The 19,220-nt window shown below is 71.1% G+C and carries 21 protein-coding genes; 8 read left to right on the forward strand and 13 right to left on the reverse strand.

What is annotated here, in order from left to right:
• Positions 1 to 332: 332 nt before the first annotated feature.
• Positions 333 to 1,241 carry an oxygenase MpaB family protein gene (locus GSE44_RS05390; RefSeq protein ID WP_159347780.1) on the forward strand — a complete coding sequence of 303 codons (909 nt, stop codon included), beginning with the start codon at positions 333 to 335 and terminating at the stop codon, positions 1,239 to 1,241.
• 251 nt (positions 1,242 to 1,492) lie between these two features.
• Here the strand turns inward: GSE44_RS05390 and GSE44_RS05395 are convergent, their stop codons facing one another.
• On the reverse strand, positions 1,493 to 3,172 hold the full coding sequence (locus GSE44_RS05395; protein WP_235924574.1) for a UdgX family uracil-DNA binding protein: 1,680 nt from the start codon (positions 3,170 to 3,172) through the stop codon (positions 1,493 to 1,495).
• 213 nt (positions 3,173 to 3,385) lie between these two features.
• Between GSE44_RS05395 and GSE44_RS05400 the strand changes: the two genes are divergently transcribed.
• Together GSE44_RS05400 and GSE44_RS05405 are read left to right on the forward strand one after the other, a co-directional pair.
• A complete protein-coding gene (locus GSE44_RS05400; RefSeq protein WP_159347781.1) occupies positions 3,386 to 3,832 on the forward strand; it encodes a Rap1a/Tai family immunity protein in 447 nt (148 codons plus the stop codon).
• A 13-nt stretch (positions 3,833 to 3,845) separates the two neighbouring features.
• Positions 3,846 to 4,127, forward strand: a complete 282-nt coding sequence (locus GSE44_RS05405; protein ID WP_159347782.1) for a glycine zipper domain-containing protein — start codon at positions 3,846 to 3,848, stop codon at positions 4,125 to 4,127.
• 74 nt (positions 4,128 to 4,201) lie between these two features.
• On the opposite strand, the gene GSE44_RS05410 is transcribed toward GSE44_RS05405, so the two are convergent.
• A complete protein-coding gene (locus GSE44_RS05410) occupies positions 4,202 to 5,548 on the reverse strand; it encodes a putative DNA modification/repair radical SAM protein (RefSeq protein ID WP_159347783.1) in 1,347 nt (448 codons plus the stop codon).
• Positions 5,549 to 5,747: 199 nt separating this feature from the next.
• On the opposite strand from GSE44_RS05410, the gene GSE44_RS05415 reads away from it, so the two are divergent.
• Positions 5,748 to 5,975 carry a DUF4170 domain-containing protein gene (locus tag GSE44_RS05415; RefSeq protein ID WP_159347784.1) on the forward strand — a complete coding sequence of 76 codons (228 nt, stop codon included), beginning with the start codon at positions 5,748 to 5,750 and terminating at the stop codon, positions 5,973 to 5,975.
• Between the two features lie 29 nt (positions 5,976 to 6,004).
• Here GSE44_RS05415 and GSE44_RS05420 read toward each other — a convergent pair whose 3' ends face one another.
• From GSE44_RS05420 to GSE44_RS05445, 6 genes are all read right to left on the reverse strand, one after another.
• Positions 6,005 to 6,511, reverse strand: coding sequence for a glutathione peroxidase (locus tag GSE44_RS05420; protein WP_457852154.1), 507 nt, complete (start codon positions 6,509 to 6,511; stop codon positions 6,005 to 6,007).
• A complete protein-coding gene (locus GSE44_RS05425) occupies positions 6,508 to 7,650 on the reverse strand; it encodes a PQQ-dependent sugar dehydrogenase (RefSeq protein ID WP_235924575.1) in 1,143 nt (380 codons plus the stop codon). Before GSE44_RS05425 ends, GSE44_RS05420 begins: the two co-directional genes overlap by 4 nt.
• A 5-nt stretch (positions 7,651 to 7,655) precedes the next feature.
• Complete coding sequence (gene trxA, locus GSE44_RS05430) at positions 7,656 to 7,994, reverse strand: thioredoxin TrxA (RefSeq protein WP_159347785.1); 339 nt, start codon at positions 7,992 to 7,994, stop codon at positions 7,656 to 7,658.
• Positions 7,995 to 8,325: 331 nt separating this feature from the next.
• Complete coding sequence (locus tag GSE44_RS05435; protein WP_159347786.1) at positions 8,326 to 9,255, reverse strand: DUF1835 domain-containing protein; 930 nt, start codon at positions 9,253 to 9,255, stop codon at positions 8,326 to 8,328.
• An 18-nt stretch (positions 9,256 to 9,273) separates the two neighbouring features.
• Entirely contained in the window at positions 9,274 to 10,542 is a 1,269-nt protein-coding gene (gene purD, locus GSE44_RS05440) for a phosphoribosylamine--glycine ligase (RefSeq protein WP_159347787.1), read from the reverse strand.
• 115 nt (positions 10,543 to 10,657) lie between these two features.
• Positions 10,658 to 11,830 (reverse strand): sensor histidine kinase, encoded by a 1,173-nt coding sequence (locus tag GSE44_RS05445; RefSeq protein ID WP_159347788.1) that lies wholly within the window; start codon positions 11,828 to 11,830, stop codon positions 10,658 to 10,660.
• A 105-nt stretch (positions 11,831 to 11,935) separates the two neighbouring features.
• Between GSE44_RS05445 and xseA the strand changes: the two genes are divergently transcribed.
• A complete protein-coding gene (gene xseA, locus GSE44_RS05450) occupies positions 11,936 to 13,384 on the forward strand; it encodes an exodeoxyribonuclease VII large subunit (RefSeq protein WP_159347789.1) in 1,449 nt (482 codons plus the stop codon).
• Between the two features lie 66 nt (positions 13,385 to 13,450).
• The gene (locus GSE44_RS05455) at positions 13,451 to 14,248 is read left to right on the forward strand and encodes a M23 family metallopeptidase (RefSeq protein WP_159347790.1); all 798 of its coding nucleotides are present in this window, start codon (positions 13,451 to 13,453) and stop codon (positions 14,246 to 14,248) included.
• Between the two features lie 15 nt (positions 14,249 to 14,263).
• Here the strand turns inward: GSE44_RS05455 and GSE44_RS05460 are convergent, their stop codons facing one another.
• Positions 14,264 to 14,470, reverse strand: coding sequence for a hypothetical protein (locus GSE44_RS05460; protein ID WP_159347791.1), 207 nt, complete (start codon positions 14,468 to 14,470; stop codon positions 14,264 to 14,266).
• A 273-nt stretch (positions 14,471 to 14,743) separates the two neighbouring features.
• Between GSE44_RS05460 and GSE44_RS05465 the strand changes: the two genes are divergently transcribed.
• Both GSE44_RS05465 and GSE44_RS05470 read left to right on the forward strand, forming a co-directional pair.
• Entirely contained in the window at positions 14,744 to 14,935 is a 192-nt protein-coding gene (locus GSE44_RS05465; protein WP_159347792.1) for a hypothetical protein, read from the forward strand.
• Positions 14,936 to 15,071: 136 nt separating this feature from the next.
• Positions 15,072 to 15,644, forward strand: a complete 573-nt coding sequence (locus tag GSE44_RS05470) for a DinB family protein (RefSeq protein WP_235924576.1) — start codon at positions 15,072 to 15,074, stop codon at positions 15,642 to 15,644.
• 61 nt (positions 15,645 to 15,705) lie between these two features.
• Here the strand turns inward: GSE44_RS05470 and GSE44_RS05475 are convergent, their stop codons facing one another.
• From GSE44_RS05475 to GSE44_RS05490, 4 genes are read right to left on the reverse strand one after another with little or no spacing between them, the layout of a single operon-like run.
• Complete coding sequence (locus GSE44_RS05475; RefSeq protein ID WP_159347793.1) at positions 15,706 to 16,407, reverse strand: ATP-binding cassette domain-containing protein; 702 nt, start codon at positions 16,405 to 16,407, stop codon at positions 15,706 to 15,708.
• The gene (gene devC, locus GSE44_RS05480) at positions 16,407 to 17,642 is read right to left on the reverse strand and encodes an ABC transporter permease DevC (RefSeq protein ID WP_235924577.1); all 1,236 of its coding nucleotides are present in this window, start codon (positions 17,640 to 17,642) and stop codon (positions 16,407 to 16,409) included. The genes GSE44_RS05475 and devC overlap by 1 nt, the downstream gene beginning before the upstream one ends.
• Positions 17,639 to 18,622 carry an efflux RND transporter periplasmic adaptor subunit gene (locus GSE44_RS05485; RefSeq protein WP_159347794.1) on the reverse strand — a complete coding sequence of 328 codons (984 nt, stop codon included), beginning with the start codon at positions 18,620 to 18,622 and terminating at the stop codon, positions 17,639 to 17,641. The genes devC and GSE44_RS05485 overlap by 4 nt, the downstream gene beginning before the upstream one ends.
• On the reverse strand, positions 18,619 to 19,182 hold the full coding sequence (locus GSE44_RS05490) for a TetR/AcrR family transcriptional regulator (protein WP_159347795.1): 564 nt from the start codon (positions 19,180 to 19,182) through the stop codon (positions 18,619 to 18,621). The genes GSE44_RS05485 and GSE44_RS05490 overlap by 4 nt, the downstream gene beginning before the upstream one ends.
• Positions 19,183 to 19,220: the final 38 nt, after the last annotated feature.

Here is a 19,220-nt window from a genome sequence, read left to right on the forward strand (position 1 = left end):
CCTCGCCGTCCCGGCCAGCCTCCGCCACACAGACGGCGATCGTCGCCTTGTGCACGTCCAGCCCGACAAAAGTGATAGTCTCTCCCACGGCCCGTCTCCTGTGCTGAGGCAAGGCGCCGACACACCCAGCGCAACCCTCGTCATTCCTGCACAGTTCGAGGCGGGCCACTCCCGCCTCAGACGGACATCTGGTCTAGTCCTCCTCCGGCCCTCCCGCGATTCATTTCGATGTCCGAGACCTGTGGACGATGGGGCGCAACGAAGCCGGGCGGCTGAGGCCAAGGCCAATGCCCCTGGGGCAACCGCGCCCCCCGCCCCATGTTCCCCTCCCCATGCCCGCCCTTGCGCTGCCCACCTCCCTCAGCCGCCGCATCGACGCCGCCGTACGCAGCCTGCTTGAATCCCCCGACACCCCCGCCGTCGACTTCACCCAGCCCCAGGGCGAACCCGCCCTCATCCCCGCGGAGTCCGTCTCCTGGCGCGTCTTCCGCAACCCCGTGGCGCTGTTCGTCGGCGGCGTCGCGGCCGTGATCCTGGAGTTTGCCGAGCCGCGCGTACGCAGCGGCGTCTGGGAGCATTCCTCCTTCCGCACCGAACCGGTGCGCCGCCTCCGCCGCACCGGCCTGGCCGCCATGGTCACCGTCTACGGCGCCCGCAGCGTGGCGGAGCGGATGATCGCCGGCGTGGTGCGGATGCACGACAAGGTGGCGGGCGACACGCCCTCCGGCGCCGCCTACCACGCCAATGACGTGGAGCTGCTGAGCTGGGTGCAGGCCACCGCCGGCTTCGGCTTCGGCGAGGCCTACAACCGCTATGTCCGCCCCCTCTCACCGGCGGAGTTCGACCGCTTCTATGCCGAGGGCGCACCCGCCGCCCGCCTCTACGGCGCCCTCTCGGCGCCAGGCTCCGTCACCGAATGGGAGGCCATGCTGGATTCCATGCGGGACCGGCTGGAACCCTCCCCCATCGTCTTCGAATTCCTGGAGATCATGCGCCACGCCCCCGCCTTCCCGGCCCCGCTGCGCCCGGTGCAGCGCCTCCTGCTGCGCGCCGCGGTGGAAATGACGCCGGCCTGGGTGCGGGAACGCCTCGGCCTCACCGCCTCCCACGGCCTTCACACCTGGGAGAAGCCGCTGGTGCGGATGCTCGGCCGCGTCTCGGACCGGATCATGCTGCGCGCGAGCCCGGCGGTGCAGGCCAGCCTGCGCCTCGGCCTTCCGGCGGATTACCTCTACCGCTAGCAATACCTTCGCCCCCGGGAGGCGCCGCCTCCCGGACCCTCCGCTGGGGGGCGGCGGGCCCCCCGGACCCCGCGATCTATTTTGTGCGCCTGAGGTCCAAGACCTCAGGCGACCGACTATCAGCCCGCGCCGCCAAGGGATCTGCCTGCGGCGCCACAGCCGGCGCCCTTCCCCTAAAAAACTGAACGCCGGGTCCGGGGTGGCCGCTGCCACCCCGGCGGAGGTCCGGAGGCAGAGCCTCCGGTGGTCACTCAGGCCGCCAGCTTCCGCGCCGTCGCCGCCGCCTGCCCCAGGTCCTCGACGAAGCGATCATATTCCCGCGCCTTCGCCTCCGCACTGGGCAGCCGCAGCAGGTAGGAGGGATGCACGGTCGGATAGAATGGCCGCCCCTCGGGGTCGCGCAGCAGGGACCCGCGCAGCTTCGTCACCGGCATGGCGCGGCCCGAGACAGCCCGCAGCGCCGTCGCCCCCAGCGTCACGACCAGCCGCGGCTGCACCAGCCCGATCTCACGCTGCAGGAAGGGCCGGTAGAAGGCGATATCCCCCGCATCCGGCGACTGGTGCAGCCGCCGCTTGCCGGTGGGCGTGAACTTGAAGTGCTTCACCGCATTAGTGACATAGGCCTCGTCACGCGGAACCCCTGCCTCCTCCAGCGCCTTGTTCCACAGCCGCCCGGCGGGGCCCACGAAAGGCCGGCCCTGGATATCCTCCTCGTCGCCCGGCTGCTCGCCGATGAACATGAGCAAAGGGTTCTGCGGCCCCTCGCCCATCACGGGCTGCGTGGCATTGGCCACCCAGGGCGGCAGGTCGTTGCGCGCCAGCAGGTCGCGCCGCAGCGCGGCCTGGCCCTTGGTGAAATCAGCACTGTCGTTCAGCAGATCGGCCGGCATGGCGGATTCAACGCCTGCGCCCCCACCCAGATGCGTCTTCAGATGCGCCGGCAGGTGCACGCCGCGCTGCCGGCGCTCCGCGGCCGGCGTCGCGCCGCGCGCCACCATCTCCGCCACACGCTTCGGCGCCTCCGCCATCAGCCGCGGGATGTCCTGCGCCTCGGGCAGATTGCGCCAGTACTTCTTCGGCATCTCGGCCCGCATCGCATCGGGCTTCAACCGCGCAGGATTGAAGATCGAGGCGAAATAGGCCCGCCACAGCACCTCCGCCGCATCCTCCGCCGGCGCATCGGTGCGCCGCGCACCAGGGCCGAAGAGCAACGTCGCCCCATCCCAGTGCGCCGAACCCTCCGGCGTCAGGATCGACCAGCGCAGGCTCGCAAAGCGCCGCAGGAAGAACCCGGCCTCCGCGCGCAGGATGTGATGCTCGGGCTCGTACCACGCGACGAAACGTCCATCCGGCTGCACGGCCGGCGGTGCCGGCGCGGCCTCCGGCACGACGTCATCATCATCGAGGCGCCCTATGTCGCGGAGCGCCAGCGCGAAGCCGCGCGCCTCCCGCACGGGCGCCGGATCGCGCGGCACGGCCTCCGGTGCCGGCCCGGGCAGCGGCGCGGACAGCACCCCCTCCTCCACCCGCACTTCGCGGAAGCGCAGGAAGGCGTGCATCTTATGCGCGTCCCGCCGCACCGCGCGCGCCATCGCCTGCGCCCGCGCCACCACCGGATCGGCGGCATCCTCCAGCAGGCCGCGCTCGCCCTGCAGCCGATGCAGCAGCGCATGCAGCAAGGCGAACCGCTCCGGATCGCGATGCCGCGACACCAGCCGCGCCAGATCGGGAAAGTCGCGCGGCGCACGCGGCGCCTCGGCACCGGCCGGCGGCGCGGGCGGCGGTCCGCCACCGAACAACGGCACAGGATCGCCCTCCACCCGCCACGTCACCGCCTCCGGCGGCACCCCGGCCATGACCAGCGCGCGCGCGGCATCGCGCCAGCCCTCGAAGTCGTCCGGTGCCCGGAGCGTCACGCAAAAACCGGTCATCCCGTGCCTTCCATGGCGTGCCGCGACGCCACCGGCCCGTCCCGGCACGCCGATTGTTGATCGCTCCTGTGTGCCATCACGGGTTGTGGTACCCCCCGCCTGGGGCCGAAATCGCCCCGGGTCCGTTCGCGGCCCGTCAACGCATCCACGAATTCTGGCGGTGGGCAGCTCCTGTCCGCCGCCGGAACCGTGAGGGGAGACATCAGAAGACCCATGCGGACCATCCACCGGATCGCCGCCCTGGCGGCCCTGCCCGTCGCGGCGCTTCTCGCCGCGCCGTCCACCGCGCGCGCCCAGTCACCTTCGGCGCCGACCTCCGTCTCCACCACCGCGGACCTGGCCGCGATCTGCCTGCCCAGCACCACGGGCGTGCAGCGCCTGGAGGCCATCGCCTATTGCCAGGGCTATGTGACAGCCTTCGGCCACTACCACACCATGCTGCATCCCGCGGGCGGCCGGCGCCCGCCGCTATACTGCCTGCCGAACCCGACCCCCTCGGTCGCGGAATCGGCAATCGCCTTCGCGAACTGGGCGAAGCAGAACCCGCAATATGGCAGCGAGCCGGCGACCGACGGATTGCTGCGCTGGGCCCAGGCCACCTATCCCTGCTCCGCCGGGGCGGCCCAGCCCGCCGCGCGCGGTTCCCGCAGCGCCCGTTGAGATGAGGAAGACCATGACCCTGCGCGCCTCCCGCCTGGCCCTTCCCCTGCTCGCCGCCCTCTCCCTCAGCGCCTGCGCCGGGATGGACCGCACCCAGCGCACCGTCGGCACCGGGGCATTGGGCGGCGCGGCCCTTGGCGGCCTCGTCGGCTCCTTCAGCGGCAATGCCGGCTGGGGCGCACTGCTCGGCGGCGGCGTCGGCGCGGGCGCCGGCTACCTCTACGACCAGTCCGAGCAGGCGCAAGAACGCGCCTATATGCAGGGCCGGCGCGACGCGCGGCGCTACCGCCGCTGACGCAAGCGGCGGGCATGGGCCAAAAGACCCATGCCCGCCGTGCCGGAATCCCTGATCCACAGGCCCGCGCTGCATCAGGCTGCCAGGACGGCCTGATGCGGCGCCACGCCGAAAAGCGGCAGCTGTACCGGCCGCGCCAGAATGCCGGCGGACAGAATGGAATTCCGCTCCGCCAGCCCATCCTTCGGCAGCAGCAAGGCACGCAGGTCCGCGCGATCGAGCAGCCCCCCGCGCGGGCGGTGATCCACCGCCGTGATGAACGGCCCCACCTTCCGCAGATTCACCCGCAGCCGCGCCAGGTCTTGCATCCGGAAGGCCCGCACGCGCCGCGCGGCCACGATCTTCTCCACCGTCTTCGCGCCCAGCCCCGGCACGCGCAGCAGCATCTCCCGATCCGCGTGGTTCACATCCACCGGGAACACCGCGCGATGCTTCAGCGCCCAGGCGAGCTTCGGATCCACCTCCAGGTCCAGCATCCCGCCCTCCCCGCCCGCCATCACCTCCGGCGCGGTGAAGCCATAGAAGCGCAGCAGCCAATCCGCCTGATACAGCCGGTGCTCCCGCACCAGCGGCGGTGCGGCGGGCGGCAGCAGCGAGGACGCATCCGGAATCGGCGAATAGGCCGAGAAATAAACGCGCTTCAGCCGATACGACCCGTACAGGTTCGCGCTCGTATCCAGGATCACCGCATCCGTGGACGCATCCGCCCCCACGATCATCTGCGTGGACTGCCCCGCAGGCGCAAAACGCGGCGCGGTGGCACGGCGCCCGCCGCCCATCGCCACCTTCACCACCGCCGCCTCGTTCCGCGCTTCCTTCGCCGCGTCGATGCGCGTGCGCAGCCCCGCCATCGCCAGGCGAATGGCGCCCACATCCTTCTCCGGCGCCAGCGCCTTCAGGCTCTCCGCCTGCGGCAACTCCACATTGATCGACAGCCGGTCCGCATGCCGCCCCGCCTCCGCCAGCAACTCCGGCGCCGCGTCGGGAATGGTCTTGAGATGAATGTAGCCCTTGAAGCCATGCGTCTCGCGCAGCTCCCGCGCCACGCGCACGATCTGCTCCATCGTATAATCCGGCGAACGGATGATGCCGGAGGAAAGGAACAGCCCCTCGATGTAGTTCCGCCGGTAGAAGTCGAGCGTCAGCTCCACGATCTCCCGCACCGAGAACCGCGCCCGCCGCACGTTCGAGGAAGCGCGGTTGATGCAATAGGCGCAGTCGAACACGCAGGCATTCGTCAGCAGCACCTTCAGCAGCGAGATGCAGCGCCCATCTGGCGCATAGGCATGGCAAATCCCCATGCCCTCCGTGCTGCCCAGCCCGCCATCGCGGCTATCCCGCTTCTCAGTGCCGGAGGACGCACAGGACGCATCGTATTTCGCGGCATCCGCGAGGATTTCGAGCTTCTCGCGCAGCTCCATCGGGCACCTTCCGGCTGGCCCCGGGATATAGCCCCGCTCCTCCGGACCGACAAGCACAAAAGCAGAACAACATGCCCCTGGAACAACGGAAGGACCCGCTTCCGGGCAGCCACCCCGCCGCATTCGTAACCTGCCCGTGCTTGGGAAATCACCCTCGCGGGCTTATGTGCCGCACTGCACCAACGCCAAGCAGGGGTCCATGCCAGACAACACCTACCCGCAGCTCCACTTCATCTGGGGCGGCGTCTTCACCGACGCGAGCTTCACCACTCTCGAGCCCGGCACCGAGGAAAGCTACGGCCCCTATCACGACGTCAAGACTGCCGACCGCGTCTGGAACGAGAAGGCGCGCCGCAACATCGACATCGCCAACCACCGCCTCTTCGTGATCAGCGTTCCCCGCCCCGGCGGCGCCAAGGCCGCCTGAGGCGCCCCGGCTGCAAGCAGCCGCCAGTATCAGGCGTCCAGCAGCCGCTCGATCTCGCCCGCCAGCTTCGCGGGCGCGGTGGCGGGCGCATAGCGCGCCACCACCCGCCCGGCGCGGTCCACCAGGAACTTGGTGAAGTTCCACTTCACCGCCTGCGTGCCGAGCGCCCCGGGCGCCTCCTGCTTGAGGAAGCGGAACACCGGATCCGCCCCCGCCCCATTCACCTCCACCTTCGCGAAGACCGGAAAGGTCACGTCGTATTTGGTGGTGCAGAAGCTGGCGATCTCCGCCGCGTCCCCGGGTTCCTGCTTGCCGAACTGGTTGCAGGGAAAGGCCAGCACCGAGAAGCCGCGCGGTCCGTAGCGCCGCTGCAATTCCTCCAGCCCCGCATATTGCGGCGTGAAGCCGCACTGGCTGGCGGTGTTCACGATCAGCAGCACCTGGCCGCGGTAATCCGCCAGCGGCGCGGAGCCGCCCATCGGCAGGGGCGCGGATAAGCCGAACAGCCCCGCCGCCTCAACACCCTGGCTGCTCACGAAGCCGGCTCCAGCCGCAGCACGCGCCCACGCGCCTCATCGGTCAGGATATAGAGGAACCCATCGGGCCCAGGCAGCACCTGCCGGAACCGCGTCCGGTTCCACAACAGCCGCTCCTCGCCCACCACCCGGTCCCCATCCATGGAAAGCCGCACCAGTCCCGGCGGGCTCAGCGCCGCCAGGAACAGGTTTCCCCGCCAGGCCGGAAAGGCATCGCCCACATAGAAATTGCCGCCCGAAGGGCTCACCGCCGGCGTCCAGTGCCGCAACGGCTCCTCGATCCCGGGCGCGCTCGCCTTTCCCGTCCCGATCGAGCTGCCATTGTAATCCGTTCCGTAGGACACGAGCGGCCAGCCGTAATTCGCGCCAGCGCGCAGCCGGTTCACCTCATCCCCGCCCCGCGCCCCGAACTCGATCTCGATCATCGAGCCGGTGGCCGGATTCACCGCCAGCCCCTGCGGGTTCCGATGCCCGTAGGAGAAGATCTCCGCCCGCGCGCCCTCGCGCCCGATGAAGGGGTTCCCCTCCGCCGGCCGCCCGTCCCGCTCCAGCCGCAGCACCTTCCCGGCCAGATCCCCCAGCCTTTGCGCCCGCGACTTGTCGGAATACCGGTCGCCAGTGGACAGGTAGAGCTTCCCGTCCCGCCCGAAGACGATCCGGCAGCCGTAATGGTTCCGTCCGGAGGACTGCGCGGGCGTCGCATCCAGCAGCGTCGCCACCCCCTCCAGCCGCGCCATGTCGGCCGAGAGGCGCGCGCTCACCAGCCGCGTCAGCACCCCGCCCTGCGCCGCTCCGGCAAAGCACAGGTAAAGCTGCCGCGTCTGCGCGAAATCCGGCGCCAGGGCCACATCCAGCAGCCCGCCCTGCCCCTGCGCCACCACATCGGGCACGCCCTGCACCGGCGCCGAAACGCGCCCGTCCTGCCCGATAACCCGCAGCCGCCCCGGCCGCTCTGTCACCAGCAGCCGCCCATCCGGCAGGAAGGCGGCACCCCAGGGATGCTCCAGCCCCGTCGAGAAATCCCGCACCCGGAAGCTGGCCTGCTCGCTGCGCACCACCTCCTGCGCCGAGACAGGGCCGGCCGAACAGGCAGCCAGCCCCAATCCCAGCAATGGCGCGAGGAAGCGCGCGGCCCGCAAGCGGATCAGGCCTTGGCGCCGATCGCCTGGTCCACCCAGTCGCGAAGCTGGCCGCGCGGCATGGCGCCCACCTTCGTCTCCACGGGCTTGCCGTCCTTGAACAGGATCATCGTCGGAATGCCGCGCACCGCGTACTCGTTCGGCGTCATCGGGTTCTCGTCGATATTGACCTTGGCCACGGTCAGCTTGCCCGCATAGTCGCGGCCGATCTCGTCCAGGATCGGGCCAACCATGCGGCAGGGGCCGCACCACTCGGCCCAGAAATCCACGAGCACGGGGCCGGAGGCCTCCAGCACGTCGGTCTTGAAGCTGTCGTCGCTGACAGCCTTGGTGTTCTCGCTCATCTTATCCCAATTCCCGAAGGGGGGTCCCTGCAAGGGGCTTGGCACGGAAAGTCGGTTCGGGATGGCCAAGGGTCAAGCCTTGGGCGCTGTCAGCACGGCGTGAAGCAGGGGGCCTTGCCCCCTGCACCCCCACCGTGGGGCGAACGCGCCCCCCGGACCCCGCGATCTGTTTGCAGATGCGCCTGAGGTCGGTGACCTCAGGCGACTGACAGGTCAGACCGCGCGGCTTAAAAAATTCGCCTGCGGCGCCTACCCAAAAACTGATCGCGGGGTCCGGGGGGCCCGCCGGCCCCCCGGCGGAGGTCCGGAGGCAGAGCCTCCGGCGCCCCCCTCACCCAAACAACCCAGCCCGTCCCCGCCCCGGCGGCACATCCGTCACCCCCGCCGCCCGCGGGTTCCACCACCACCCGCCGCCCGGCCCGACCACCACCCCCGCCTGGAAGCGCGGCCCCGGCACATAGCGCTCCTCCCCCGCCAGGATCGCCGCCCCGCGTGGCGTCAGCCCATGCGGCGCATCCCGCGAAACCAGCCGCCGCGTCCCGGTCGAAAGCCGCTTCAGCAGGTCCTGCACGATCAGGTCGGTCACGTGGAACACCGGATCGGAGGCCCGCAGGTGCCGGAACAGCGCGCTCTCATCCCCCGCCCCGCCCGCGACGCCTTCCATCAGCCGCCGCTCCGTCAGCCCCAGCCCATCCGTCACCCAGGGCAGGTCCTGCAGGTGCCGCCGCATCGCCCGCGCCAGATGCGGAAAGGGCAGGGCCCGGCGGGAAAGCCGGTCCAGCGCCGTCGGGTCCGGTGCGGAGAAGGCCCGCCACACCTCCGCCCCGGCCTCCACCCCGGACCAGGGCAGCGGCTCCGGTACCAGCGCCTCCAGTTCCCCCTGCGGCAGCTCGGGGAAGGTCCGGAGGCCATCCGCCGGCATCAGGTGCAGCCGCCCCGCCAGCACGGGCATGTCCGCCAGCAGGGACAGCAGCCGGATCAGCACCGCCTGGTCCCACAGGTCATGCTCGAACCACAGCAGGATGCGCTCATGCCCGGCCAGTTCCCGCAGGGCCGCATACTCCGCCGCCAGCCGCGCCCGCACCGCCGCCACCCCATGCCCGTAATGCCCGGCTACGAAGACCGCGCGGCGGGAGACGTATTCGGAAAGGAACTTCCCCTCCACCGGGCCCTGGCAGACGGGGTCGGCCAGGCAGAAATACGCTCCCGGCACCCGGCCCCGCAGGTCGTCGCCGCATCGGATGGAAGCGGTCCCCTCCATCAGTTCAGGACACCGGCTTCAGAGCGCCCGGTGCGCGATGTCGCGCCGGCAAAACCCGCCGGGCCAGTCCAGCGCATCCACCGCGGCATAGGCCGCCTCCCGCGCCGTCCGCAGGTCCGGCGCCGTCGCACCGATCCCGAGCACCCGTCCGCCCGAGGCCACCACGGCCCCATCCGCGCCCTGCGCCGTGCCCGCATGGAACACCCGCACGCCGGGGATGGCCGCCGCCTTTTCCAGCCCGCCGATCGGCTCGCCCTTGGTCACCGCCCCCGGATAGCCCCGCGCCGCCACCACCACGACGAGCGAGGGATCCGCCGACCATTCCAGCTCCACCCCCGAAAGATCGCCGCGCGCGGAGGCCAGCAGCGCCGGCAGCAGGTCGCTCTTCAGGCGCATCATCAGCGCCTGGCACTCCGGATCGCCGAAACGCACGTTGAACTCGATCACCCGCGGCCCCGTCGCCGTCAGCATCAGCCCGACGAACAGCACGCCCCGGAAGGGCGAGCCCCGCCGCGCCATCTCCGCCAGCACCGGCTCCACCACCCGCGTCATCACCTCGTCCCGCATCGCGTCGGTGAAGGCGGGCGGCGGCGAATAGGCGCCCATGCCGCCGGTGTTCGGCCCGGTATCGCCATCCCCCACGCGCTTATGGTCCTGCGCCGCCGCCATCGGCACCGCCCGCACCCCGTCGCACAGGGCGAAGAAGGAGGCCTCCTCCCCCATCATGCATTCCTCGATCACCACGCTGGCGCCAGCCGCGCCATGCACGCGACTCTCCATGATGTCGGCGATGGCCGCCTCGGCCTCCTCCAGCGTGGCCGCGACCACCACGCCCTTCCCGGCCGCCAGCCCATCCGCCTTGACCACGATCGGCGCGCCCCGCACCCGCACATAGTCGCGCGCCGCCACCGGATCGTCGAAGCGCCGCCACGCCGCGGTCGGTGCCCCCGCGGCATCCAGCACCTCCTTGGTGAAGGCCTTAGACCCTTCCAGCATGGCCGCCGCCGCGCTTGGCCCGAAACAGGGAATCCCCGCCTCGGCGCAGGCATCGGCCAGCCCCAGCGTCAGCGGCGCCTCCGGGCCTGCCACCACCAGCTCCACGCCATTCTCCCGCGCAAAGCCCACCAGCCCCGGGATGTCCTCCGCCCCGATCGCCACGCAGCCGGCGAATTCCGCGATCCCCGGATTGCCCGGAGCGCACCACAGCTGCGTCAGCAGCGGACTCTGCACGATCTTCCATGCCAGCGCATGCTCGCGGCCACCGCCGCCGACCAGAAGAACCTTCATGCGCACCCCAATCTCCTGCACCGCCGGCTGCTGCACCGGCGCGCCGCCTTATGCCGCGTAAGCCGCCCCGCGTCTGCGCCTTAGGGCGCCTGGCCAGCAGCCCGCGAAGCCCGCCTCAGGTCACGAGCGGAAAAAGCACGCAGAACCCCGTCCCCTGCGCCTGCTCCGCCTGCACCATGCGCCCGCCGATCTGCTTCACCAGCCCCCGCACCAACTCCGTGCCCGAACTGCCCGCGCGCGGCGGCCCCATGCCCGCCCCGTCGTCGCGCACGCAGAGCTGCGCCTCGCCGCCCGACAGGGTGGCGAACTCCACCCGGATCGTCCCGCTCCGCCCCTCCGGAAAGGCGTGCTTCAGCGCATTGGTCACCAGCTCGTTCACGATCAGCCCCAGCGGCACCGCCCGGGCATGCGGCATTTCCACCGGCTCCAGTGACGTCTCGATCAAAACCCCCTCCCGCCGTTGCGAGAGATTGCCGCATAGCGCCTGCAGGTAATCGGCGATCTCGATCTGCCCCGTGCCGCTGTCCAGGTTCAGCTGGTCATGCGCCACGCCGATCGCTCCCACACGCTCAAGCACATGGCCGAAGATCCGCCGCGCCTCCGCATCCGGCAGCCGGCGCCGCTGCATCACCAGCAGCGCCATGATCAGCTGCAGGTCGTTCTTGCTGCGATGCTGCAGCTCAACCCGCAGCATCCGTTCCTGCGCCAGCAGCCGGGCGGTGTCGGCGGCCGCGTCCACCACCTCCTTGATCCCGATCCGCCCGCGCAGCGCCAGCCCCAGCGTGTTCCCCAGGGCCTGGAGGAACTGCGTGTCGTCGGGCCCGAAATAGCGCGGGATTTCGCTGTCCACCTCCAGCACGCCCCACACATCGCCATCAACCGCCACGGGCACGTTCAGCACCGAGATGATGCCGTGCTCCCGAAGCAGCGCCGAGTAGCGGAACTCCGGATTGCGCGAGACGTCCCCGATCACGTTCGGCAGCCGCGTGCGCAGCGCCTGGCCTGGCGGTGAGGCCAGGTCGGTGCCCAGGCTCACATGCCCCACCACCCCCGGCTTCCACCCCACCCCCGCAATGATCAGCAGGTCCGCCGCCTCTGGCCGGTAGCGCAGCACCTTGCTGTGCCGCACGCCAATGCCCCGCGCGGCCTGCACGCAGGCCAGCTGCGCCACCCGGTCCGCCTCGCTGCTCTCGGCCGCCATGCGCCCGAAATCGCTGAGGATCTCCGCATAGCGGCGCAGCCGCGCAAGCTGCTCCTCCATCGGGATTTCGGTGGCGTCCACGGACATGCGGGCTGGTAGCCTCCTGCTGTTGAAGTAACGGAAAGGCCGGGGCGGCCGGAAGTTTCTGGCCGGCGCGTGGCGCCGGCGCCCGCGAACCGCCATAATCCCCCGATGGACGGCACGCCCAGCAACATCCCCGAATACAGCGTCTCGGAAATCTCCGGCGCGGTGAAGCGCACGCTGGAGAGCGCCTTCGGCCGCATCCGCGTGCGCGGCGAGATCTGCGAGTTCAAGACCTATCCCTCCGGCCACTCCTACCTCTCGATGAAGGACGAAAGCGGCACGATCCGTGCCATTATCTGGCGCGGCGCCCTCTCGAAACTCACCGTGAAACCGGAAAACGGGGTGGAGGTGATCGCGACAGGCAAGATCACCGCTTCCGACAAGCGCTCCGACTACGCCCTGCAGATCGAGCGCCTGGAATATGCCGGCGAAGGCGCGCTTCTCGCCCGTATCGAGAAGCTCCGCCTGCGCCTCGGCGCCGAAGGCCTGTTCGACGAAGCCCGCAAGCGCCCCCTGCCCTTCCTGCCCGAGGTGATCGGCGTCATCACCAGCGAGAAGGGCGCGGTGCTGCACGACATCCGCACCACTCTCGCCCGCCGCTTCCCCCGCCGCGTGCTGCTGATCCCCGTGGCCGTGCAGGGCAACGGCGCCGCCGAGCAGGTCGCCGCCGCCATCGCCATCATGGGCGGCCTCTCCCCCCTCGGGCGCATCCCGCGACCCGATGTCATCATCGTCGCGCGCGGCGGCGGCAGCCTTGAGGACCTGATGGCCTTCAACGAGGAAATCGTCGTCCGCGCCGCCGCCGCCTCCCCCATCCCGCTCATCTCCGCCGTCGGCCACGAAACCGACACGACGCTGATCGACTTCGCCTCCGACCGCCGCGCCCCCACCCCCACCGCCGCGGCCGAACTCGCCGTCCCTTCCCGCGAGGAACTCCTGGCCGCCCTGCAGCAACGCGCCACCCGCCTCGCCCGCGCGGGCCATTCCGTGCTCGAGCGCGGCCATCTGCGCCTCTCCCGCGCCTCCTCCGGCCTGCCCGACCTTCCCGCCCTCATCGCCGCCGGCCGCAACCGACTGGAGGATCGCGGCCACCGCCTGCAGCTCGCCCCGCGCGCGCTGATCGCGGCCAAGCGCCGCACCCTCGAATCCGCCGCCTCCCGCCTTCCTCGCCCACAGGAAGCCATCGCGCAGCGGCGTGCGGTCCTGGACCTCCTCGGCCTCCGCATCACCGGCGCAACCCAGGCCGCCCTAGCCCGCAAGTCCCGCACCCTCGCCTTGCAGCCCGATCCCACGCCGTTCCTCCGCTCCCGCATGCGCGAATGCCGCACGGCGCTGCGCGGCCTCTCCGCCCGCCTCGAAGGCGCCTCCTACCAGGCCCTCCTGGAACGCGGCTTCGCCCTGGTGCGCGACAGCAGCGGCCTCCCCGTCACGGCGGCAGCCAGCGTCGCCCCGGGGCAGCGGCTGACGCTGCAATTCGCGGATGGCAGCGTGAACGTGGCGGATGAGCGCGCGAAGAAGCGCGGAAAGGCGGCGGCGGAGCAGGAGACGCTGCTTTAAGGGGACAGGCCGGGGGAGGTATCCCCCCGGACCCCCTTCTATTTTCGTCGGTTTACTGGAGCACCCATGGCAACTCGCCGCGCTGTCCTTGCCCTGCCCGCTCTGCTGCTTGCCCGGCCGGCTGCGGCCCTCATCCTCCCGGATCGCGTGACGCAGGGCGCGCTCGTCACCGGCCGCGCGGATCCCGGCAGCCGCATCGCCTATGAAGGCCGCAACCTTCGCGTCTCCCTCCAGGGCATCTTCGCCTTCGGCCTCGGGCGGGACGCCGGACCACAGGCCAGCCTCGCCGTCACCACCCCGGACGGCCGCCGCGAGGAACGCCGCCTCGCGGTCGCCCCGCGCGAATGGGACATCCAGCGTCTCGAAGGCCTCCCCGGCCGCATGGTGACGCCCGATGCCGAAGCCCTCGCCCGCATCCGCGCGGAACAGGAACGCCTGAACGCGGCCCGCCGCACGGACAGCGCCACGCCGCATTTCGCCGAGGGCTTCGAATGGCCTACGCGCGGCCGCATCAGCGGCGTCTATGGCAGCCAGCGCATCCTGAACGGGCAGCCCCGCGCGCCCCATCTCGGGCTGGACATCGCGGTGCCCACCGGCACGCCGCTGGCCGCCGCGGCCTCAGGCCGCGTCACCCCCGCCGACGATCTCTATTTCACGGGAAACACCCTGCTGATCGAGCATGGCCACGGCGTGACCACCCTCTACGCCCATATGTCGCGGCTGGACGTGCGGGAGGGGGAGGCAGTGTCGCGCGGCCAGGTCATCGGCGCATCCGGCGCCACCGGCCGCGTCACCGGCCCGCACCTGCACCTGGCCCTCTTCTGGCTCGCGACGGCGCTCGATCCGCGTCTCCTGCTCCCCTGATTCGGCTTCCGTCATTCAGGCCGCCGCGGGCCGCACCCCCATCATCGGCGACGGCGGCACGGCGGGCAGCAAGGCCGGGCCGGGGCGCAGCGCCAGCAAGCCGTCGCGCGGCGCCGCCTCGCGATTCCCCGCCCGCGCACCATCCACCATGGTGGACGGGGTGATGCCACGCAGAAGAACGCGCGGCGGAAAATAGTCGCGGCCAGGAAGTGGTGCGCGCATGAACTCGAACTCCGGAACCAGGACCAGGCGCCCATCCCGTGCCGCCGGAAACATCCGGTCGGAACAGTGGATCGCCCGTCTCGCCAACAGTGTTGTCGCGGACCGGCGCACTCAAGATGGCCCGCCGTGACAAGACGGTGAAGGATCTATTTTCCCCGCCGGGGCCCTGAACGCGGCAAGCGGGCCCGCGTTTCGCTCCACCAAAACCCTTACGCCGGCAGCATGACGGGCCCGTTAACCTATGCTTCACACACCGTCCCGAATTTAGGTCGTATGCTGCCACCGCCCCTCAACGAGCCGCCGCTCGTCGCCATCTTCCGCAGCGATGACGCCGCCAGCGCCGCCATCGCCGAAACTCAGGCCGAGCTCATGCGACGCCCGGCCCCGGGCATCGTCCTCCTGCGCCCAATGCACGGTTTGCGCGAACGCCTCTACGCCAGCGGCGCCGCGCTGGTAGTTCCATAGTCCCGAACGAAATCGGGAAGCGCGGCGGCCACAGGAAGGCAGGCTTGACCCGCGCTGACGCAATCACCACCCGCGCATGATACCTTGCGTCACAGACAACGGAGGCCGGAGGCGCGCGTCGCCTCCAATGATGCTGATGGATGTTCTGCGTCCCTATCGCGGCATGGCCTACAACAACGCCTGGGCGAACCATCGCCTGCTGGCCGCCTGCACCCGGCTAAAGCCCGGCGAGTTCGACGCGCCACGCACCGGTTTCTTCCCGAGCCTGCGCGCCACGCTCAACCACATCCTCGTCATCGATCGCTTCTACGTGGACGCGATGGAAGGAGGCACGCTCGGCCCGGCGGCCTGGGCGGATCCGGAGCCCTGCGCCACCGTCGCCGCACTCCAGGAAGCGCAGGCGGAGATCGACCACCGCCTGATCACCCTCGTGGCGGCGTTGGACGACGCCGGCCTGGAACGCATCGTTTCCGTGCACCGCGCAACGCGTATCCAGCAGGAGCGGATGGACCGTTTGCTGCTGCATCTGTTCCAGCACCAGATCCACCATCGCGGCCAGGCCCATGCGATGCTGAGCGGCACCTCGGTACGCCCGCCCCAGCTCGACGAATTCTTCTCCGCGAAAGAGGCACCACTGCGCGCCGGGGAGTTCGCGGAGCTCGGCTGGACGGAGGAAACGGTCTGGCCCCCGCCGCAATCCGTCACCTGACCGCCTGCTCCACGCAGGCCGCTGATTGCAACAGTCGTTGCAACCGCCGCCGCGCTCGTGCCTAGCCCACCACCGCCCGCGCAGCCCCATCGGCCACCACGCGCCCATCCTCCATCGCCACGATCCGGTCCGCCACGTCCAGGATGCGCGGATCATGCGTCACCAGCAGGATCGCGGCACCGCGGGACCGCGCCAGGTCGCGCAGCAGATGCACCACCTCCTGCCCGCTGGCCTTGTCCAGCGCAGCGGTCGGCTCATCCGCCAGTACCAGCCCGGGCGAACCCACCAGCGCCCGCGCCACCGCCACGCGCTGTCGCTGCCCGCCCGAAAGCTGCCCCGGCCGCTTCTCCGCATGCTCCGCCAGCCCCACCGAAGCCAGCATCTCCCCCGCGCGCTCCAGCCGCCCGCGATCCGTGGTGCCGCCATCCAGCTCCAGCGCCATGGCCACGTTCTGCCGCGCGCTCAGGAAGCCCAGCAGGTTGTGGTTCTGGAAGATGAATCCGATGTTCCGCCGCAACGCGACGCGATCCGCCTCCCGCGCCCCTGCCAGCTCCCGTCCCAGCACGCGGCAGGATCCCTGCTGCACCGCGCGCAGCGCGCCCGCCAGCGTCAGCAGCGTCGTCTTGCCGCTGCCCGAAGGGCCGGTGAGCAGCACGATCTCCCCCGGCGCCACGCGCAGGTCCACGTCCCGCAGCACCTCCCGCCGCAGCACGCCCTCGCCATAGGCGTAGGTGAGATCCGAGATCTCGACAGGATTCATCATCAGAACATGTCCGCCGGATTGGCATCGCGCAGCTTGCGCATCGCCAGCAGCCCTGCCGCCGCGCACATGGCGAAGATCATCCCGAATACCGCCAGCGCCCGCCCGCCCGTCATGTGCAACGGCAGGAAGGTCGCATCCGCCACCACGCCATACAGCACCGCGGACGCCACCACCCCCGGCACGAAGCCCAGGAAAGCCAGCACCACCGCCGCCCCCAGCACCACGCGCGAGAGATGCCCGTTGGAATAACCCATCGCCTTCAGCGTCGCATACTCCTTCAGATGCCCGGCGATGTCGCTGAACAGGATCTGGTAGACGATCACCATCCCCACGATCAGCCCCATCAGGCTGCCGAAGGTGAAGATGAAGCCGATCGGCGTTCCCTCCTCCCAGTAGCGCCGCTCATGCGCGCGCAGCTGCGCCTGCGTCAGCACGGCAACATCGGGCGGCAGCACCGCGCGCAACGCCGCCTGCGCCTGCAGCAGGTCAGCCCCCGGCTTCAGCCGGATCGCGGCCAGGTCCACCATCACCGCCGGCTGCTCCCGCACCACGCGCTGGAAATTCACCTCCGGCAGCACGGCATTGCCATCCGCGCCGAAGGAGGTGCCCATCTCGATCGTGCCCACCACCCGCATCTCGCGGTTGCCAATCTGCACGGGATAGGCGCCGCGCTCCTGGAACATCTGTGTCACTGGCCCGAATTCCGGGCGCGAACGGGAATCGAAGGCGAAGCTGTCCGGCTGCTTCAGCGCATCGCGCAGCGGCGCCAGCCCGGGCAGGTCCAGCACCCCCGCCTCCACGTCGAATCCCACCAACTGGATCGTGCGCCGCCGCCCCGTCTCCGGATTCCGGAAGCTCGACTGCGCCAGATACACCGGCACCGCCGCCTGCACCGCCTCCACCCCCAGGGCCTGCGAAACGCGCACGCGCGCCATCGGCTCCGGCCGGAAGGAGGCGAGCGTCATCGGGTTCATCAGGAACAAATCCGCCCGCATCGCGCCGATCAGCGTCGTCGCGCTCTCGAACGGCGCGGCGCGGAAGCCGAGCTGCATGAACACCAGCACGCAAGCGAACATCACCCCCGCGATGGCCGAGGCCAGCCGCGCCTTCTCGGACCACAGCTGCCGCCAGGCCAGCCGCAGCGCGAGGCCGGAGGCCGCGAGCAGCCCCGGCGGCCGCGCCGCCTCGCGCGCCCCGTCCCGCACTCGCCCGCGAAGATCCGTGATCGCGTTCATGGCCGGATCGCCACCTGCACCTGCATGCCGGAACGCCGCAGCAACGCCTGCCGCCCGGCCTCGTCCAGCGTCAGCCGCACCTCCACCGTGCGCGCATCCACCGCTGCCACGGGGTCCGTGCCCGCCTGCGTCGTGCGCCGCACCACCCAGCCGATCTCGCGTACCACCGCATTGTGTCGCACCTCCTCGCCGGGCACGATCACCTCCGCCACCGCGCCCTCGCGCAGCCGCGGCAGATCGGTCTCATACACATCCGCCACCACGTCGAGCCGCGACAGGTCGCCCAGCTCCAGCACGCCCTCCGTTCCCGCCGCCTCGCCGGCGCGCGCGATCACGCGCAGCACGGTCCCGGAAGTGGGCGCAAGCAGCCGCGTCAGCGCCGCATCCGCCTGCGCCCGCGCCACATCCTCGGGCCGCGGGTTGCGCAGCGTCTCCAGCTCCGCCTCCGCCGCCGCACGCTCCGCCCGGCGCTGCGCCGCCAGATACCGGTTGCGCTCCGCCTGGGCCGCCGCCCCCGCGCCGGAAGCCACGAGGGACTGGGACCGCGCGGCATCCCGCCGCGCCGTCTCCTCCGCCGCGCTCAGCGCATCCACCCGCGCCTCAACCGCCTCCACCTCGCTCACGCTCCCGCCCCGGCGGGTGCGCTCCAGCATCACATTGGCCTGCGCCAGCTTCGCCGCCGCCTCGGCCACCGCCGCATCGCGTTGCGCGGCCTCCGAGAACTCGGCCAGCACCTGCCCCTCGGCCACCGTCTCGCCCTCGGTCACCAGCAGCCGGTCCAGCCGCGCCCCGGTGTAAGGCGCCGAGAGCCGCCGGATGCGCCCCGCCGGCTCCACCCGCCCCAGCGCGCCCACCCCGGCCGGCGCGGCATCCGCCACGGGCGGAGCCACCGGCGCCGGCGCGAAGGGCCCGATCCCCGCCGCCCAGGCCCCGATCCCGGCCGCGACCAGCGCCGTCCCGATCCAGGCCCAGCGCCTCACGACACGCTCCCGAGCAGCCCGTGCAGCGTCGCGCGCAGCGAGGCCAGCTCCGCCGCCCCCGGCTCGTAGAGCCGGAACAGCCGAGCCATGAACAGCCCGTCCCCCGCCAGCATGATCGCCGAGGCCACCCCGGCCGGCGTGCCATCCGCCACCGCCTCAGCCCGGATGCGGGCAAAAAATGCGCGGATCGGGTCCAGCAGCGCGGGATCGTGGTGGAAGGCTGCGAGCAGCACCGCCGCCGTGCGCGCATGGGTCTCGCGGATGGCCGGCTCGTCGAAGGTGAAGGCCAGGCAGGCCCGCAGCGCCCGCTGCGGCCCCTCGGGCTGCGAGGCGACGATCGCCTCCCAATCCGCCGTGATGCCATCCGCCAGCCGCTGCATCAGCGCAGCCAGCAGCGCCTCCTTGGAGGCGAAATGATAGAGCAGCCCGCCCTTGGAGACCTTCGCCTCCCGCGCCGCCCCCTCGATCGTCAGGGCATGCACGCCCCTGGCGCGGATGATGGCCTCCGCGGCGTCGAGGACACGGGTGCGGACATCAGGGCGGGCGGCTTCGGGCGACATGCCCCTGAACTGTACCGTCCGGACGGTACAGTTTCCGT

This window comes from Muricoccus harenae, from assembly GCF_009848505.1.
In the GTDB taxonomy this organism is placed as follows: Bacteria; Pseudomonadota; Alphaproteobacteria; order Acetobacterales; family Acetobacteraceae; genus Roseomonas; species Roseomonas harenae.

Excerpts from the sequence above, each read along its gene's own strand:
- GSE44_RS05390 (WP_159347780.1), top strand. The coding sequence starts at position 333 with ATGCCCGCCCTTGCGCTGCCCACCTCCCTCAGCCGCCGCATCGACGCC.
- GSE44_RS05395 (WP_235924574.1), bottom strand. The coding sequence starts at position 3,172 with ATGACCGGTTTTTGCGTGACGCTCCGGGCACCGGACGACTTCGAGGGC.
- GSE44_RS05400 (WP_159347781.1), top strand. The coding sequence starts at position 3,386 with ATGCGGACCATCCACCGGATCGCCGCCCTGGCGGCCCTGCCCGTCGCG.
- GSE44_RS05405 (WP_159347782.1), top strand. The coding sequence starts at position 3,846 with ATGACCCTGCGCGCCTCCCGCCTGGCCCTTCCCCTGCTCGCCGCCCTC.
- GSE44_RS05410 (WP_159347783.1), bottom strand. The coding sequence starts at position 5,548 with ATGGAGCTGCGCGAGAAGCTCGAAATCCTCGCGGATGCCGCGAAATAC.
- GSE44_RS05415 (WP_159347784.1), top strand. The coding sequence starts at position 5,748 with ATGCCAGACAACACCTACCCGCAGCTCCACTTCATCTGGGGCGGCGTC.
- trxA (WP_159347785.1), bottom strand. The coding sequence starts at position 7,994 with ATGAGCGAGAACACCAAGGCTGTCAGCGACGACAGCTTCAAGACCGAC.
- GSE44_RS05435 (WP_159347786.1), bottom strand. The coding sequence starts at position 9,255 with ATGGAGGGGACCGCTTCCATCCGATGCGGCGACGACCTGCGGGGCCGG.
- purD (WP_159347787.1), bottom strand. The coding sequence starts at position 10,542 with ATGAAGGTTCTTCTGGTCGGCGGCGGTGGCCGCGAGCATGCGCTGGCA.
- GSE44_RS05445 (WP_159347788.1), bottom strand. The coding sequence starts at position 11,830 with ATGTCCGTGGACGCCACCGAAATCCCGATGGAGGAGCAGCTTGCGCGG.
- xseA (WP_159347789.1), top strand. The coding sequence starts at position 11,936 with ATGGACGGCACGCCCAGCAACATCCCCGAATACAGCGTCTCGGAAATC.
- GSE44_RS05455 (WP_159347790.1), top strand. The coding sequence starts at position 13,451 with ATGGCAACTCGCCGCGCTGTCCTTGCCCTGCCCGCTCTGCTGCTTGCC.
- GSE44_RS05460 (WP_159347791.1), bottom strand. The coding sequence starts at position 14,470 with ATGCGCGCACCACTTCCTGGCCGCGACTATTTTCCGCCGCGCGTTCTT.
- GSE44_RS05465 (WP_159347792.1), top strand. The coding sequence starts at position 14,744 with ATGCTGCCACCGCCCCTCAACGAGCCGCCGCTCGTCGCCATCTTCCGC.
- GSE44_RS05470 (WP_235924576.1), top strand. The coding sequence starts at position 15,072 with ATGGATGTTCTGCGTCCCTATCGCGGCATGGCCTACAACAACGCCTGG.
- GSE44_RS05475 (WP_159347793.1), bottom strand. The coding sequence starts at position 16,407 with ATGATGAATCCTGTCGAGATCTCGGATCTCACCTACGCCTATGGCGAG.
- devC (WP_235924577.1), bottom strand. The coding sequence starts at position 17,642 with ATGAACGCGATCACGGATCTTCGCGGGCGAGTGCGGGACGGGGCGCGC.
- GSE44_RS05490 (WP_159347795.1), bottom strand. The coding sequence starts at position 19,182 with ATGTCGCCCGAAGCCGCCCGCCCTGATGTCCGCACCCGTGTCCTCGAC.